At 65.6% G+C, this 14371-nt stretch carries 19 protein-coding genes; 6 read left to right on the forward strand and 13 right to left on the reverse strand.

Going from position 1 to position 14371, the window contains the following annotated elements:
• Nucleotides 1–58: 58 nt before the first annotated feature.
• The 5 genes from hisB to CH302_RS14240 form a co-directional block, all read right to left on the reverse strand.
• The gene (gene hisB / locus CH302_RS14220) at nucleotides 59–682 is read right to left on the reverse strand and encodes an imidazoleglycerol-phosphate dehydratase HisB (RefSeq protein ID WP_032394340.1); all 624 of its coding nucleotides are present in this window, start codon (nucleotides 680–682) and stop codon (nucleotides 59–61) included.
• Nucleotides 679–1809 carry a histidinol-phosphate transaminase gene (locus CH302_RS14225; RefSeq protein WP_037192710.1) on the reverse strand — a complete coding sequence of 377 codons (1131 nt, stop codon included), beginning with the start codon at nucleotides 1807–1809 and terminating at the stop codon, nucleotides 679–681. The genes hisB and CH302_RS14225 overlap by 4 nt, the downstream gene beginning before the upstream one ends.
• Nucleotides 1806–3158, reverse strand: coding sequence for a histidinol dehydrogenase (hisD, locus tag CH302_RS14230; RefSeq protein WP_037193476.1), 1353 nt, complete (start codon nucleotides 3156–3158; stop codon nucleotides 1806–1808). Before hisD ends, CH302_RS14225 begins: the two co-directional genes overlap by 4 nt.
• Nucleotides 3159–3264: 106 nt before the next feature.
• Nucleotides 3265–3783: a DinB family protein gene (locus CH302_RS14235; RefSeq protein WP_037192712.1), complete on the reverse strand. Its 519-nt coding sequence runs from the start codon at nucleotides 3781–3783 to the stop codon at nucleotides 3265–3267.
• A 115-nt stretch (nucleotides 3784–3898) separates the two neighbouring features.
• The gene (locus tag CH302_RS14240; protein WP_037192714.1) at nucleotides 3899–4366 is read right to left on the reverse strand and encodes an SRPBCC family protein; all 468 of its coding nucleotides are present in this window, start codon (nucleotides 4364–4366) and stop codon (nucleotides 3899–3901) included.
• An 82-nt stretch (nucleotides 4367–4448) separates the two neighbouring features.
• Here CH302_RS14240 and rhtB point away from each other — a divergent pair, with 82 nt between their 5' ends.
• From rhtB to CH302_RS14250, 3 genes are read left to right on the forward strand one after another with little or no spacing between them, the layout of a single operon-like run.
• Nucleotides 4449–5075: a homoserine/homoserine lactone efflux protein gene (rhtB, locus tag CH302_RS14245; RefSeq protein WP_037192717.1), complete on the forward strand. Its 627-nt coding sequence runs from the start codon at nucleotides 4449–4451 to the stop codon at nucleotides 5073–5075.
• An 11-nt stretch (nucleotides 5076–5086) separates the two neighbouring features.
• The gene (locus CH302_RS30075) at nucleotides 5087–5233 is read left to right on the forward strand and encodes a hypothetical protein (protein WP_155292933.1); all 147 of its coding nucleotides are present in this window, start codon (nucleotides 5087–5089) and stop codon (nucleotides 5231–5233) included.
• On the forward strand, nucleotides 5230–5613 hold the full coding sequence (locus tag CH302_RS14250; RefSeq protein ID WP_037192719.1) for a YchJ family protein: 384 nt from the start codon (nucleotides 5230–5232) through the stop codon (nucleotides 5611–5613). The genes CH302_RS30075 and CH302_RS14250 overlap by 4 nt, the downstream gene beginning before the upstream one ends.
• Here CH302_RS14250 and CH302_RS14255 read toward each other — a convergent pair.
• The gene (locus CH302_RS14255; RefSeq protein WP_037192721.1) at nucleotides 5610–6026 is read right to left on the reverse strand and encodes a DUF5997 family protein; all 417 of its coding nucleotides are present in this window, start codon (nucleotides 6024–6026) and stop codon (nucleotides 5610–5612) included. The two genes, CH302_RS14250 and CH302_RS14255, sit on opposite strands and share 4 nt — an antisense overlap.
• A gap of 78 nt (nucleotides 6027–6104) precedes the next feature.
• Between CH302_RS14255 and CH302_RS14260 the strand changes: the two genes are divergently transcribed.
• Nucleotides 6105–7088 (forward strand): LysR family transcriptional regulator, encoded by a 984-nt coding sequence (locus tag CH302_RS14260; protein WP_037192724.1) that lies wholly within the window; start codon nucleotides 6105–6107, stop codon nucleotides 7086–7088.
• Between the two features lie 32 nt (nucleotides 7089–7120).
• Here the strand turns inward: CH302_RS14260 and CH302_RS14265 are convergent, their stop codons facing one another.
• Genes CH302_RS14265 through nadA form a run of 4 tightly spaced genes read right to left on the reverse strand, consistent with a single transcriptional unit; the run spans nucleotide 7121 to nucleotide 11029 of the window.
• Nucleotides 7121–7495 carry an RNA-binding S4 domain-containing protein gene (locus tag CH302_RS14265; RefSeq protein ID WP_037192726.1) on the reverse strand — a complete coding sequence of 125 codons (375 nt, stop codon included), beginning with the start codon at nucleotides 7493–7495 and terminating at the stop codon, nucleotides 7121–7123.
• Nucleotides 7496–7528: 33 nt separating this feature from the next.
• Nucleotides 7529–8404, reverse strand: coding sequence for a carboxylating nicotinate-nucleotide diphosphorylase (nadC, locus tag CH302_RS14270; RefSeq protein WP_037192728.1), 876 nt, complete (start codon nucleotides 8402–8404; stop codon nucleotides 7529–7531).
• Between the two features lies 1 nt (nucleotide 8405).
• Nucleotides 8406–9974, reverse strand: coding sequence for an L-aspartate oxidase (locus CH302_RS14275; RefSeq protein WP_037192730.1), 1569 nt, complete (start codon nucleotides 9972–9974; stop codon nucleotides 8406–8408).
• Nucleotides 9971–11029: a quinolinate synthase NadA gene (gene nadA / locus CH302_RS14280; RefSeq protein ID WP_052047833.1), complete on the reverse strand. Its 1059-nt coding sequence runs from the start codon at nucleotides 11027–11029 to the stop codon at nucleotides 9971–9973. Before nadA ends, CH302_RS14275 begins: the two co-directional genes overlap by 4 nt.
• A gap of 79 nt (nucleotides 11030–11108) precedes the next feature.
• On the opposite strand from nadA, the gene CH302_RS14285 reads away from it, so the two are divergent.
• Nucleotides 11109–11807, forward strand: a complete 699-nt coding sequence (locus CH302_RS14285; RefSeq protein WP_037193481.1) for an NUDIX hydrolase — start codon at nucleotides 11109–11111, stop codon at nucleotides 11805–11807.
• 10 nt (nucleotides 11808–11817) lie between these two features.
• Here CH302_RS14285 and CH302_RS14290 read toward each other — a convergent pair whose 3' ends face one another.
• The 3 genes from CH302_RS14290 to bioB are packed head-to-tail and all read right to left on the reverse strand — an operon-like array spanning nucleotide 11818 to nucleotide 13657.
• The gene (locus tag CH302_RS14290; RefSeq protein ID WP_037193483.1) at nucleotides 11818–12408 is read right to left on the reverse strand and encodes a DUF2567 domain-containing protein; all 591 of its coding nucleotides are present in this window, start codon (nucleotides 12406–12408) and stop codon (nucleotides 11818–11820) included.
• 9 nt (nucleotides 12409–12417) lie between these two features.
• The gene (gene bsaP / locus CH302_RS14295; protein ID WP_037192732.1) at nucleotides 12418–12642 is read right to left on the reverse strand and encodes a biotin synthase auxiliary protein BsaP; all 225 of its coding nucleotides are present in this window, start codon (nucleotides 12640–12642) and stop codon (nucleotides 12418–12420) included.
• Nucleotides 12643–12664: 22 nt separating this feature from the next.
• Complete coding sequence (bioB, locus tag CH302_RS14300) at nucleotides 12665–13657, reverse strand: biotin synthase BioB (protein WP_037192736.1); 993 nt, start codon at nucleotides 13655–13657, stop codon at nucleotides 12665–12667.
• 125 nt (nucleotides 13658–13782) lie between these two features.
• On the opposite strand from bioB, the gene CH302_RS14305 reads away from it, so the two are divergent.
• A complete protein-coding gene (locus CH302_RS14305; RefSeq protein WP_037192738.1) occupies nucleotides 13783–14370 on the forward strand; it encodes a TetR/AcrR family transcriptional regulator C-terminal domain-containing protein in 588 nt (195 codons plus the stop codon).
• The last annotated feature ends 1 nt before the right edge of the window (nucleotide 14371 follow it).

Here is a 14371-nt window from a genome sequence, read left to right on the forward strand (position 1 = left end):
GGCCGGAAGACCGCGGATGGAGCTCAGGCCACTCAACGCACGAGCGCCGATCGACCGATCACAGACTTCCCTTGGTGGACAGCACACCGGTCACGCGAGGGTCGTACTCGGTGGCCTGACGCAGTGCCCGAGCCACGGCCTTGAACTCGGCTTCGGTGATGTGGTGCTGATCGCGGCCGTAGATCACCCGGACGTGCAGTGCGATCCGAGCGTTCGAGGCCAGCGTCTCGAACACGTGCTTGTTGATCACGGTGGAGTACGGAACACCGGGGTAGCCGCCGATCACCGAGTGCACCATGTAGTCGGGCTCACCGGTGTGTACGCAGTACGGACGACCGGACACATCGACAGCCGCGTGCACGAGCGTTTCGTCCATCGGAATGAACGAGTCGCCGAACCGAGTGATGCCCGCCTTGTCGCCGAGGGCCTGGCCGAGAGCTTGCCCGAGCACGATCGCGGTGTCCTCGACGGTGTGGTGCGCCTCGATCTCGATGTCGCCCTTCGCGCGCACCGTCAGGTCGAAACGAGCATGGGTGCCGAGCGCGGTGAGCATGTGGTCGTAGAACGGAACGCCGGTGGAGATGTCGACGATGCCGGTCCCGTCGAGGTTCAGCTCGACCGAGATGTCGGATTCCTTGGTGGTGCGCTCGATCTTGGCGATGCGGGGAGCGGGTGTTGTCACTTCGGTGCCTCTGCTGTTTCGGTCGATGCGAGTGCTGCGCTGACGGTGAGGAATCGGTCGTTCTCGTGCGCCAGTCCGATGGTGACGCGAAGATACCCGGGAATTCCGACGTCCCGGATGAGCACGCCGTCGTCCAGGTACCGCTGCCAGGTCGCGGCCGCATCGGAGAACCGGCCGAAGAGCAGGAAGTTGGCGTCGGACGGCACCACGTCGTACCCCTGGTGGCCGAGAGCCGCTGCCACCCGATCTCGTTCGGCGGAGAGTTCGGCCACGCTCCCGAGAGTGTCCGAGGCGTGCCGTAGCGCCGCCCGCGCAGCTGCCTGTGTGACGACCGAGAGGTGATAGGGCAAGCGCACCAACAGCATTGCGTCGACGACGGCCGGGGCAGCCACCAGATATCCCAGCCGACCGCCGGCGAACGCGAACGCCTTGCTCATGGTTCGGCTGACCACGATCTTGCTGGGGTAGCTCTCGATCAACCCGATCGCGCTGGGCGCAGAGGAGAATTCCGCATAGGCCTCGTCGACCACCACGATTCCCGGTGCGGCGTCGAGGATTCGGCGCAGATCCGCCTCGTCGATGCTGTGGCCCGTCGGATTGTTGGGGCTGGTGACGAACACGACGTCGGGCTTTCGTTCTTCGATCGCCTGCACTGCGTAGTCGACATCGAGAGAGAAATCTGCCCGACGCTTCGCCGGAATCCATTCGGTCTGGGTCCCGGAGGAGATGATCGGGTGCATCGAGTAGGACGGCACGAAGCCGAGCGCGGTGCGATCCGGTCCCCCGAACGCCTGCAGCAACTGCTGCAGAATTTCGTTGGACCCGTTGGCCGCCCACACGTTGGCGGTGTCGACAGCGAAGCCGGTCTGCTCGGTGAGGTAGCGAGCGAGGTCGGCCCGCAACTCCTCCGCATCGCGATCCGGGTAGCGGTGCAGCTGACCGGCGGCGAGCCGAACGGAGTCCGCCACATCGTCGATCAACGCTTGCGTCGGCGGGTGCGGATTTTCGTTGGTGTTCAACTGAACCGGCACGGTGAGCTGCGGCGCACCGTACGGTGACTTGCCGATCAGTGCCTCACGCAGCGGGAGGTCGTCCAGCGAGACCGCTTGTCCCAGAGCATCGGTCATGATGGATCACCGGTACGCAGCCCCTCGAACCGCAGCCGCACCGCTTCTCCGTGAGCCGGGAGATCCTCCGCGTTGGCCAGCGCAATGACGTGCGCCGCAACATCTTTCAGCGCGGCTTCGCTGTAGTCCACCACATGGATGCCGCGCAGGAACGTCTGCACACTCAGGCCGGACGAGTGGCGTGCGCATCCCGCCGTCGGAAGTACGTGGTTGGAGCCGGCGCAGTAGTCACCGAGGCTCACCGGCGACCACGCTCCGACGAACACGGCACCGGCGCTGCGCACCCGGGATGCGACGTCGGACGCGTCCTTCGTCTGAATCTCGAGATGCTCGGCGGCGTAGGCGTTGACCACGGCCAATCCCTGCGTGACGTCGTCGACCAGCACGATGCCGGACTGGCTTCCGTTCAGTGCGGTGGCCACGCGCTCTGCATGCCGGGTGGACGCCATCTGTGCGTTGACGGCCCGGTCCACGGCATCGGCCAGTTCGATGCTGTCGGTGACCAACACACTGGCCGCCATGACGTCGTGTTCGGCCTGGCTGATGAGGTCCGCCGCCACGTGAATCGGGTCCGCGGTGGCGTCGGCGAGAATCGCGATCTCGGTCGGTCCTGCCTCGGAGTCGATTCCGATGAGCGAGCGACACAGCCGCTTGGCCGCCGTGACGTAGATGTTGCCCGGACCGGTGATCAGATCGACCGGTGCCAACTCGCCGCCGTCGGTGTCGACGCCTCCGTAGGTGAGCAGCGCGACACCCTGGCCACCGCCGACCGCCCAGACCTCGTCGACGCCGAGCAGCTGCGCCGCAGCCAAGATCGTCGGGTGCGGCAGTCCGCCGAAGTTCTTCTGCGGCGGCGACGCCACCACCAGAGATCCGACGCCGGCGATCTGCGCGGGCACCACGTTCATCACGACCGACGACGGGTACACAGCGTTGCCGCCGGGCACGTACAGGCCGACGCGATCGACGGGGATCCAGCGTTCGGTCACGGTGCCGCCGGGTACCACCTGGGTGGTGTGGTCGGTTCTGCGCTGATCCGAGTGCACCAGGCGGGTCCGTTCGATGGCGACCTCGAGGGCAGCGCGAACATCGGAGTCGAGCTCTGCGAGGGCCTTGACCAGTTCTTCCTGCGGGACGCGAACGCGGTCCGGTCGGACTCCGTCGAACTTCTCGCTGAACTCGAGGGCCGCGTCGGTACCGCGCTCCTTGACCGCGTCGACGACAGGGCGAACCTGATGCAGCACCGAATCGACATCCACTCCGCCTCGGGGAAGTGCGCCGCGTAGTTCGGCGGTGGATGGAGTTCGTCCGCGTAGATCGACGCGGGCGAGCTCGATGCGGGCAGGCATAGTGGGCCCCTTCGTGAAGTCGGTTCGATGCCGGAGTTCGGTCGAAGCCGGGGTTCGGTCGAAACAGTGTGGTTCGAACACCCAGGATAGTTCCACCGAATTCCGCTCAGCCCCGCACGTCCCACAGATGATGGATGGGGTCGTGAATGTAGTAGGCGGCCAGTGATTCGACCGAGAAGTTCGATCCGTCGCTGCGCCGACCGGTCCGATGCCGATTCTCCGGCGGTACAGCGGCGAAATCGTCGGCCAGAGCGCGGGCGGCGTCGCCGAGTTCCGACGCCACCTCCGCAGGATTCTGGGAGTTGTAGTCCTCGGCCAGCGCGGTGGCGTCCTGGTCCCAGTTCGCGAACTCGGGATCGTCCTCGGTCAACACCAGTGCGAGCCGGGTCCGGAAGATGCGGTGCGCGTCACGTACGTGCGCGGAGTATTCGAGCGCGGACCACGTCGAGTCGTCGGGACGCAGTGCAACGTTCTCGCGCCGCAGAACCGCTTCCCAACGCTCGACGTCGGCGCGGATCAGGTCCGGGATTGCGTCGTAGTCGACGGCACTCGAGTCGAACCCGCAATCCGGGCACGCTCGCTCGAGTACCCAGGTCCAGTTCTTGGTGTCGGGATCGATCGGCATGCCGGTCAGAATAGATCAGGGCAAGGGACACCTCGGTGTCCACAATTCGCGTCGTCGATCGTCGGTTGTGCATCCGAACGCGAATTGTGGACAGCGAGGGCTGTCGCCAGATCTGTCAGGCGTAGCGGGCAGCGAGGTTGTGCAGCGTGCGCTCGAGGCCCTGGGCATTCTTCTGCGGCATCTTGAACAGCTCGAGCATCTTCGGGACCTTGGCGGTGCCGTACTTGAAGCTCTCGGTGACCGTGGTCAGCCCCGGCTGCTTCTCCTCGAACTCCCAGCGCCAGGTGTGCCCCATCGGGTGCTGCCACTCGATCACCTTGTGCTTGTCGGCGTCGACGAACTCGGTGACGGTGCTGGTGATCTTGTACGGCACGCCGTACTGCTTCATGCCGACGGAGAACTTCGCGCCGGTGCTCAGTCGATCGGGGCCGCGGACGGTGTCCTTGACCGTCCCGGACCCGTCGAGCTCACCGTGCCGGTTGGGATCGGCCACGATGTCGAACAATTCGGATGCCGGTGCCCGAACTTCGGTCTGCCGGGTGACCTGCTGGGGGCCGGTGTCGATACTTCTGATGTCTGCCATCTCGGTGGCCTACCCTGCTTCGGCGCGTTCGACACCCACGGCCGGGCCGAATTCGAGTTGACGGTCGTAGTTCAATGAACGCATGTCCTGGTCAGTGTGGCTCGCCTTCCTCGGCGCGAGCATCGTCATCAGTCTCTCCCCCGGTGCAGGCGCCATCGCGTCGATGTCCACCGGGCTTCGCTACGGCCTGCGCCGCGGATACTGGAACATCTTCGGTCTGCAGATCGGTCTGCTCCTGCAGATCGGCATCGTCGCTGTCGGACTGGGGGCAGTGCTCGCCAGCTCGGCGCTCGCGTTCACTGCCATCAAGTGGTTCGGTGTCGCATACCTGGTCTACCTGGGCATTCGGCAGTGGCGGGCAGCCCCGACCGACGTCGCCGACGCCCCCGCGGTGGCCGATCGCGGAACGACGATGCTGGTACGAGGATTCCTCGTCAACGCCAGCAACCCGAAGGCCGTCGTGTTCATGGTTGCCGTCCTTCCCCAATTCCTCGATCCAGCGCGGCCTCTGCTCACTCAGTACCTCGTCATCGCGGCCACGATGGTCGCGGTCGACATGTTGGTGATGACCGGATACACCTCGCTGGCATCTCGGGTTCTGCGGCTGATGCGCTCGCAGCGCCAGCAGAGAACGATGAATCGCACGTTCGCCGGGATGTTCTTCGCTGCTGCAACGTTCCTTGCGACCGTCCGGCGCGTGACACCGTGAGGAAATACCGCGTGATCATGAAGAACGCCCTCGGCGGTGACCCGATTCCGTTGGGACTGTTCGACACACTCCTCGAGGCCAACACCTGGATCCAGGACGTCGGCAAGCGCGACGAGCACGAACTAGGCACCTATACGGTCGAGGTTGTCGACGAGTGAGTCGGCGGTGTCCGTGTTCGAGCGGTGACACATTCGACGCGTGCTGCGAGCCGTACCTGCGCGGCGATGCGAGCGCGCCGACAGCCGAGAAGCTGATGCGATCTCGATTCACTGCGTTCGCCGTCGCAGACGTGGACTATCTCCGCGCATCGTGGCATCCCGACACCGCACCGGCCGAGCTGGAGTTGGACCCCGATCAACGGTGGTACCGACTCGACATTCTCGCGACCGACGCCGGCGGGCTGTTCGACGACGCGGGAACCGTCGAGTTCCGAGCTCGATACAAGCATCCGGGCGGGGCGGGCTCGATGAGTGAGGTGAGCCGCTTCGTCCGCGTGGACGGCCGGTGGCTCTACCTCGACGGGATCGTCTCGAGCTAGAGGTTGCGCAGCTTGGTCGGTCGGTTGCCCGACGTACGACGCGCTTCCTGCTTCTCCTTGATGCGTTCGGCATCCTTGCGCACCTGAATCTGGGTGCGACGCTCCCGGACGAGCCACTGCGGTGGGCTGGCAACGAGTTCCTCGATCGCCTCGCTGGTCAGCGCCTCGGTGACACCACCACGGCCCAGCCCCGCGATGGACACGCCCAGCTTCTTCGCGATGACGTCGCGGGGGAAGGGTCCGTTGGTCTGCAGTTCGGTCAACCACTGCGGCGGATCGCTGCGCAGTGCGTCCAGTTCGGACCTGCTGACCATCGAGTTCTGGAACTCTTCGGGTGCTGCGGGAAGGTAGATGCCGAGCTTGTTCGCCGCGGTCAATGGCTTCATGGTCTGCTGCTTGTTCTCCGGGCTCACCGGAACAGCTTATCCGGCCATCGGCACTCTCGACGCCACGGTCGCTCCCGGTCCGCGTCGTCCCATAGGCTCGACACCGTGAACATCGATGTGCAGACACTGCGCTGGTACGCGGCGGTGGCGCAGCAACTGCATTTCGCGCGCGCTGCTCAGTCACTGGGAATCTCGCGAATCCGCTTGAGCAAGACGGTCGTGGAACTCGAGGAACAGCTCGGCGTCGATCTGTTCGTGCCCGGGGCATCCCCCACCGAGCTCACCGAGGACGGCCGCGCTCTGCTCGAGCGGGCGCTGGTGGAGATCGCCGAGGACGATCGACTCTCGGAACTCGCGCAGGTTGCTGCTGCCGAGCCGACCACGTTCACCATCGGGTACGCCGAGGGAGTGACGCTGACGAAGTGGACGCGCATCTGGGCTGATCGGTTCCCCGATGTCACGCTCTCCGTGGTCGCGACCACACCCGAGACACAGGTGGCGGCGTTGCGCGACGGAACGGTCGATGTGAGCTTCGTCCGACCGCCGCTCGATCGTCAGGGCCTCAACGCCATCGGCCTGTATCAGGAAGTCCAGGTCGTGGTGGTCCCGAAGGACCATGCAGTCGCCGCATTCGATTCGGTCACCGCGAGCGATCTCGCCGACGAGCATCTGCTGGCCGATCCCGCGACGGTACCCGAATGGGCAGCTGTGGCAACGGAACTCGAAGTCGGCAACCGCCCGGAACTACCGCCGATGAATACCGTCGCGGAGACTTTCGAGTACGTGGCTGCCGGGCTGGGGGTGGCAATAGTGCCGCACTCGGTGGCCCGATTCAACGCGCGCAAAGATCTCGTCTACCGCCCTGTGACCGACATAGAGCAGTCCCAGATTGCGTTGGCCTGGGTCGCAGAACACGAGGACGACCGCATCGAGGAGTTCATCGGTATCGTTCGAGGACGGTCGACCCGCAGCTCGCGCGGTGCATCGGACGAGGCACCGGTCAAGAAGAAGAAAGCGCACCCCTCCAAACCTGCTCGCCCCGTTGCCAAGACGAAGACGAACGCCCGACGCAGCGGAAAGCGCCGCTAGACGGGCTCACACCCTGCGAAGAACCGGGCGCACTAGAGGCCAAGGCCCCGCAGTCGGTCGATCTCACGACGATCGCGCTTGGTGGGCCTACCCGCCCCTCGATCCCGTCTCGGTACGGAAGCCAGAACTTCTTTCGGGGGCGGCGGCGGACTGCGATCGATCAAGCACTCGGGAACGACCGCTGCGCCGACGCGTTTGCCGATGGCACGCACCACGACGACGATCTTCTCCACTCCGTCGGACCGGAGCCTGATCTCGTCGTCGGGGCCGATGCGATGCCCGGGTTTGGCAGGAGTTCCGTTGACACGGACGTGGCCGCCGCGGCAGGCAGCAGCGGCGGCAGACCGCGTCTTGAACAACCGGACCGCCCAGATCCAACTGTCGAGGCGGACACTCTGAACTTCCATCTTCGTACGAATTCCTCACATTGCGAGGCTCGACTACATGTCCAGGCCGAGATCGAGCACTGTCACCGAGTGTGTCAGACCGCCCACCGCGAGGAAGTCGACCCCCGTGCGCGCGTAGTCCCGTGCCACGTCGACGGTCAGTCCGCCCGAGGATTCCAGCTTGGTCTGCGGCGCGAACGTATCGCGACGTTGCACGGCCATCTGCGTCTGCCACAGCGCGAAGTTGTCCAGCAGAACCAGTTCGACGTTCTCTGCGAGCACCTGGTCGAGTTGCTCGAGGCTGTCGACCTCCACTTCACAGGCGATGTTCGGCGCAGCGGCCCGCACCGCGTTCAACGCAGCGACGACCGAACCGGCCGCTGCCACGTGATTGTCCTTGATCAGCGCAGCATCGCCCAGACCCATCCGGTGATTGACGCCGCCACCGGCACGCACCGCGTACTTCTGCAGCGAACGCAACCCCGGCAACGTTTTTCGACTGTCCCGGATCTTGCACTCGGTGTCTGCGACCTCGGCGACCCAGCCGGCCGTCGCGGTGGCGATCCCCGAGAGATGGCAGACGATGTTGAGCATCGTGCGTTCGGCAGTGAGCAAGCCCCGAGTCGGGGCCTCGACCGTCAGCACGGCTTGTCCTGGTTCGACTTCGGATCCGTCCTCGATGCGATGCACGACGGAGTATCCGTCGGCTCCGATCACCTCGTCGAGAACCAGGAGGCCGACATCGATCCCGGCGATCGTGCCGAAGTGACGCGAGACCACCGACGCCGTGGCGATGGCATCCTCGGAAACCGTTGCCAGCGTGGTGATGTCGGGTCCGAACCGCAGGTCCTCGTCGAGCGCGGTCCGAATCAGTGCGAGTACCTCGGCGCGATCGACGCCCGGGTTCACCTCGTTCGCAGTATCCGTCATGTCAGCGTGCTCCCGTCATCACTTCGTCGTTCACGATCGCCAACCGTCCCTCGGGATCTCGTTCGATGTGCAGGCTTCGACGTTGCGCCGGTGCACTCTCGTGGAAATCCCGTCGGGTGTGGCACCCTCTGCTCTCACGGCGGTGGTTCGCGGCCAGCACGATGACCTCCGCCGCAGCGGTCAACGCAGCATCCTCGACAGCACGTGCATCGACCGGCGGTTCCGACACGACACCGTGGGCCAGGACGCGTTGCGCCGCAGCAAGACCAGTTGCATCGCGTACGACACCGACCTCGGCGGTCATGGTTCGCTGCAGCACCGCGCGGTCGATGCGGCGATACGTGGGCAATGCGACATCCGAAATGCTGCCGTGTCGGCCGACCCGTTCGGCAGCCACGTAGGCCGCGCGTTCACCGACGACGAGACCCTCGAGCAGGCTGTTCGACGCCAATCTATTGGCGCCGTGTAAGCCGGTGCGCGCCACTTCGCCTGCGGCGAGCAAGCCGGGAACCGAGGTGCGCCCGGATGTATCCGTCGCCACGCCCCCGCACGAGTAGTGCGCTGCGGGTGCCACCGGGATCAGGTCCGTCGCCGGATCGATTCCGGCCTCGAGGCACGAGGCGGTCACGGTCGGGAATCGCTCGTGGAAGTGCTCCACGAGGCGGGCGTCCAGCAGCACGTGGTCGTCACCGCGCTCGTGCAGCAGTTCGGCGATGGCCCGGGACACCACGTCGCGGGGCGCGAGGTCACCGAGCGGGTGCACTCCGGCCATGAACGCACGGCCTGCGACATCGACCAGATGGGCACCCTCGCCGCGTACCGCCTCGCTGATCAACGGACGACGGCCCGTGGACCCGGCGGCGAACAGCACCGTCGGATGGAACTGCACGAATTCCAGATCCGCGATCCGTGCACCTGCATCGAGGGCGAGTGCGATGCCGTCGGCCGTCGCACCCGGTGGGTTGGTGCTGCACGAGTACAGCTGTCCCAGTCCGCCGGTGGCCAGGAGAACCGTCGGGCAATGAACGACGCCGACGCCGCGAGGCCCGCGCACGAGGAGGCCGACGACCTCGCCGTCGGTGGTCAGCACCCGCAGAGCGGTGGTGTCGAACTGCACCGTCGGCACTGCACCGTCGAGGGTGCGCTGCACCTCGGCCCCGGTGGCGTCGCCGCCGGCATGGATGATGCGGCGCACACTGTGGCCGCCCTCCCTGGTGCGCGCGACGGAGCCGTCGGCAGCGCGATCGAACTCGGCACCCGCAGCTTCGAGCGAGGTGATCGCCGCGCGTCCGCCCGAGACGATGGAGCGCACTGCGTCCTCGTCGCACAGGCCTGCACCGGCAACGCAGGTGTCGGCCACATGCGATTCGATCGAATCCTCGAGTGCGGGACCGACGACCGCGATCCCACCCTGGGCGTACTGCGTCGCCGTGTCGGTGGAATGCCCCTTACTGACGGTCGCCACCCGCAGGCCGCGGGCCGCCGCAGTCCGGGCCGCGGTGAGTCCGGCAATTCCACCGCCGACGACGACGAGATCGGCCGCGGTTTCCCACGCGACCGTTGGATTCACTCGCCGCCGCCCGGGGTACCGATCTCGATCATCCGCTGCACCGACTTGCTCGCGATGTTCGCGGTCTCGAGATCGACGTGCACCTCGTCGCGCCCCTCGACGAGGCAGCGCAGCAGAGCAGCAGGGGTGATCATCTTCATGTAGCCGCACGATGCGCGGTCGTTGACGGCGAGGAAGTCGACGTCGGGTGCCGCCATCCGCAGCTGATGCAGCATGCCGATCTCGGTGGCGACCAGAACCTGCTTGGACGCGGTGGTGCGGGCAGCGTCGAGCATGCCGCCGGTGGAGAGGATCTTGACCTTGTCCGCGGGCACGAATCCCTCGCCTGCGAGGTACAGAGCCGATGTGGCGCAACCGCATTCGGGGTGCACGTACAGCTCGGCATCGGGGTGGGTGCGAGACTTCTCGGCCAACTCGTCACCGTTGATACCGGCGTGTACGTGGCATTCTCCGGCCCAGATGTGCAGGTTCTCGCGCCCGGTGACGCGCTTGACGTGCGCGCCGAGGAACTGGTCCGGCAGGAACAGGATGTCGCGGCCCGGATCGATCGACTCGACCACCTCGACGGCGTTCGACGAGGTGCAGCAGATGTCGGTCAGTGCTTTGATCTCGGCGGTGGTGTTGACGTACGAGACGACGACGGCGTCCGGAAAATCGGCCTTCCATTCGCGGAGCTGGTCTGCGGTGATGGAATCGGCCAGTGAGCAGCCGGCGCGCTGGTCCGGGATGAGGATCGTTTTCTGTGGGCTCAGTATCTTTGCGGTCTCGGCCATGAAGTGAACTCCGCAGAACACGATCGTGTCCTCGGGGACCTCGGCGGCCATCCGCGAGAGCGCGAGCGAGTCGCCGACATGGTCGGCAACGTCCTGAATCGCAGGCAGCTGGTAGTTGTGCGCGAGCAGCGTCGCGCCGCGCAGATCGGCGAGCCGTCGAACCTCGGCCGCCCATTCCGGAGTTGCCTCCACTCCCCCGTAACCACCTGCTCCATCGACGATGTCGCGAACTCCGGCGAATGCCGAGTCCAGGATGTTCACCCGGGTAGCGCTGCTGGTCATGACGGTTCTCCTTCACCGATCATCCGGTCGTCGGTGACCGAATTTCCTCCGAGGGAGTTTTCGACCTATGATCGAAAACATGATTCATCGTAGCACCGTCCACGAAGTACTCATCGCGGTGTTCCAAGTTCGACCCTTTTCCGACCCCGACGCCCCGGAACTGGGGGTGCTGCTGTGGCAGCGCGCGCTCGACCCCGAGGCCGGCACCTGGTCGCTGCCCGGTGGCACCCTGCGCGACGACGAAAATCTCGCCGCGTCCGCGCGCCGTCAGCTCGCCGAGAAGGTCGACGTGCGCTCGGTGGCGCACCTCGAGCAGCTGTCCGTCTTCAGCGAACCCGAACGCGTACCGGGAGATCGGCGGATCGCGTCGACCTTCCTCGGCCTGGTGCCGATCTCGGCAGAACCGACACTCCCCTCGGACACCGCATGGCACCCGGTTTCGGCACTGCCCGACATGTCCTTCGATCACGGAACCGTCGTCGCGCACGCGAGACATCGACTGGTCGCGAAACTCTCGTACACCAACATCGGATTCGCACTGGCTCCGGTCGATTTCGCGATCTCGTCGCTGCGCGAGATCTACGGTGCCGCACTCGGATATCAGGTCGATGCCACCAACCTGCAGCGGGTGCTGAGCCGGCGCGGTGTCATCGAACCCACCGGACGGCGCGCGCCGTCCGGCAAGGCCGGTGGCAGACCGCCTGCACTGTTTCGCTTTGCCGACAACAGCATTCGAGTCACCGACGAGTTCGCCGCACTGAGGCCACCCCAGGCGTGAACTGCTGCTGTCAGTCGGCTCGATTCGAGTCGAACGACGGTGGCGGCGGGAAGAACTCGACATCGAGGTCGTCCGGATCGGGATCGGTGTGTTGCAGATTGTCGTTGGGATTCATCGCCGCCAGCAGCAGGATCACCAGCGAAGCCGTCAGCGCCTGAACGATCAGCACCAGCGGAGTATCGATACTGGGCGCAACGGTGACGATCGACCCGACCGCCGGGTCGCCGGCCTTCGGAAACCGAAGAGCAGCAATCCCGTTGCCCACCAGGACCGCAGCGACCGAGCCGGCGAGTGCACCGACGAAGACGGCACCGAACAGCCGCGGACCCCGCTCCGATCTCCACAGCCACCACCCGATCGGGAGAACGAGACCGAGGGCCAGGGACACGAACGCGAACAGTGCGAGGCCGTCGAAGCTGTGCAGGCTCTCCCCGGTCAGGGCCGCCCCGCGATCCTGCGCCACCACGAGCAACTGCTGCGCCGGTGCCAGGAACCCCCACAGCACCCCGCCCAGAGCCGACACTGCCACCGAGATTCCGACGACCACCGACAGCACACGAACGGTGCTGCTCCGTGGTGGCGTTTCGAGAACGTCCGACATGACCACCACCTAGCGCCTACCCGTCGCGGCCGAATCGACGAGGCCGTGACGCGAGCACAGCGACGTCCACCCGTCGGGGACGATCTGGACCACCATGCGGCGACCGCATTCTGCGCAGAACCGCGGCGGCTCCAACCCGAGCCGGACGGCGACCGACAACGAATCCGCACCCGCCTCGGCTCCGGCGTCGACAGGCCGACCGGTGTACGGGTCGAAGTGGGTCTCGCTCGTCATTCGACCCACCCTAATACGCCCATCAGATAGTCGAGTTGAGAGCTTTGATCGGCATCTGCAGCTCGCCGAGAAGATCGAGATCCTGCTCTGCCGGACGACCGAGCGTCGTCAGGTAGTTGCCGACGATGACGGCATTGATGCCGCCGAGAATTCCCTGCTTGGCACCCAGATCTCCGAGAGTGATCTCGCGGCCACCGGCGAATCTGAGAATCGTGCGCGGCAGAGCGAGACGAAACGCGGCGACGGCGCGCAGAGCATCGGATGCAGGCAGCACATCGAGGTCTCCGAACGGGGTTCCCGGTCTCGGGTTGAGGAAGTTCAGGGGCACCTCGTCGGGTTCGAGCGCGGTGAGATCGGCGGCGAACTCGGCACGTTGCTCCAGCGTCTCCCCCATACCGAGAATTCCGCCGCAGCACACCTCCATGCCTGCCTCGCGCACCATCCGCAGTGTGTTCCACCGTTCCTCCCACGTGTGGGTGGTCACCACGTTCGGAAAGTACGAGCGGGAGGTCTCGAGGTTGTGGTTGTAGCGATGTACACCCATCGCCGCGAGCTGATCGACCTGATCCTGATCGAGCATTCCCAACGAGCAGGCGATATCGATCTCGACCTCGTTCCGGATGGCTTCGATACCTGCGGCGACCTGCGCGAGCAGCCGAGCGTCGGGTCCGCGTACCGCGGCGACGATGCAGAATTCCGTCGCTCCGGTCTTCGCGGTCTGCTTCGCGGCTTCGACCAGCGACGGGATATCGAGCCACGCAGCACGAACCGGGGACGCGAAAAGGCCGGATTGCGAACAGAAGTGGCAGTCCTCGGGACACCCGCCGGTCTTGAGGCTGATGATTCCTTCCACCTCGACCTCGGGCCCGCACCACTTCATCCGCACCTCGTGGGCCAACAGCATCGTCTCCTCGAGACGGTCGTCGCCGAGCTCGAGAACCTCGAGAACCTGAGATCGGTCGAGCGCGATGCCGTCGCCGAGCACCTGTGTACGCGCCGTGCGCAAAATGTCCATTCCGGGTCCCCTCGTAGTCGAACGGCATCATCATTGAACACCGTTCAAGTTGAACGGCGTTCACGTTAGGCACCGCGCTCGGCTACTGTCAAAGCGAAGACGCGTCGAACGACTTGGGGGTAGCAGTGCAACTGAACAGGCAGGACGTCCTGGACGGCGCGATCGCCATTCTCGACGAGTACGGCCTGGCAGACCTGACGATGCGGCGTCTGGCGACGTCCCTGCACGTGCAGCCGGGCGCGCTGTACTGGCACTTCCCCAACAAGCAGACGCTGCTCGGTGCCATTGCCGACCACATACTCTCGGGTGCCGATGCACCGTCGACCGAGGATTCGTGGGACGCACAGATCGCACAGATCGCGCACCGGCTGCGCGATGCTCTGCTCTCCCGACGCGACGGTGCGGAATTGGTGGCCGCGACCTACGCGTCGAGGCTGACCACCAACCACATTCGCGAACGTATTGCCGCCGTGTGCATTCGCGCGGGACTGCCGCGACGCGACGCGGAACTCACCGCCGACACGTTGTTGTACTACATCCTGGGTCAGACCGTGGACGAGCAGTCACGACTCCAGATGGACTCGGTCGGAGCCCTCACGCCCGACGCGTCGCCGCTCTTCGAGAGTCCCGACCCGACGAGCAGATTCGATTTCGGACTGAAACTCTTCCTCGACGGAGTACGCCACACCGCGGCGGACCGCATCCGCCGCTGAT

The organism is Rhodococcus sp. 15-2388-1-1a, from assembly GCF_002259145.1.
GTDB lineage: Bacteria > Actinomycetota > Actinomycetes > Mycobacteriales > Mycobacteriaceae > Rhodococcoides.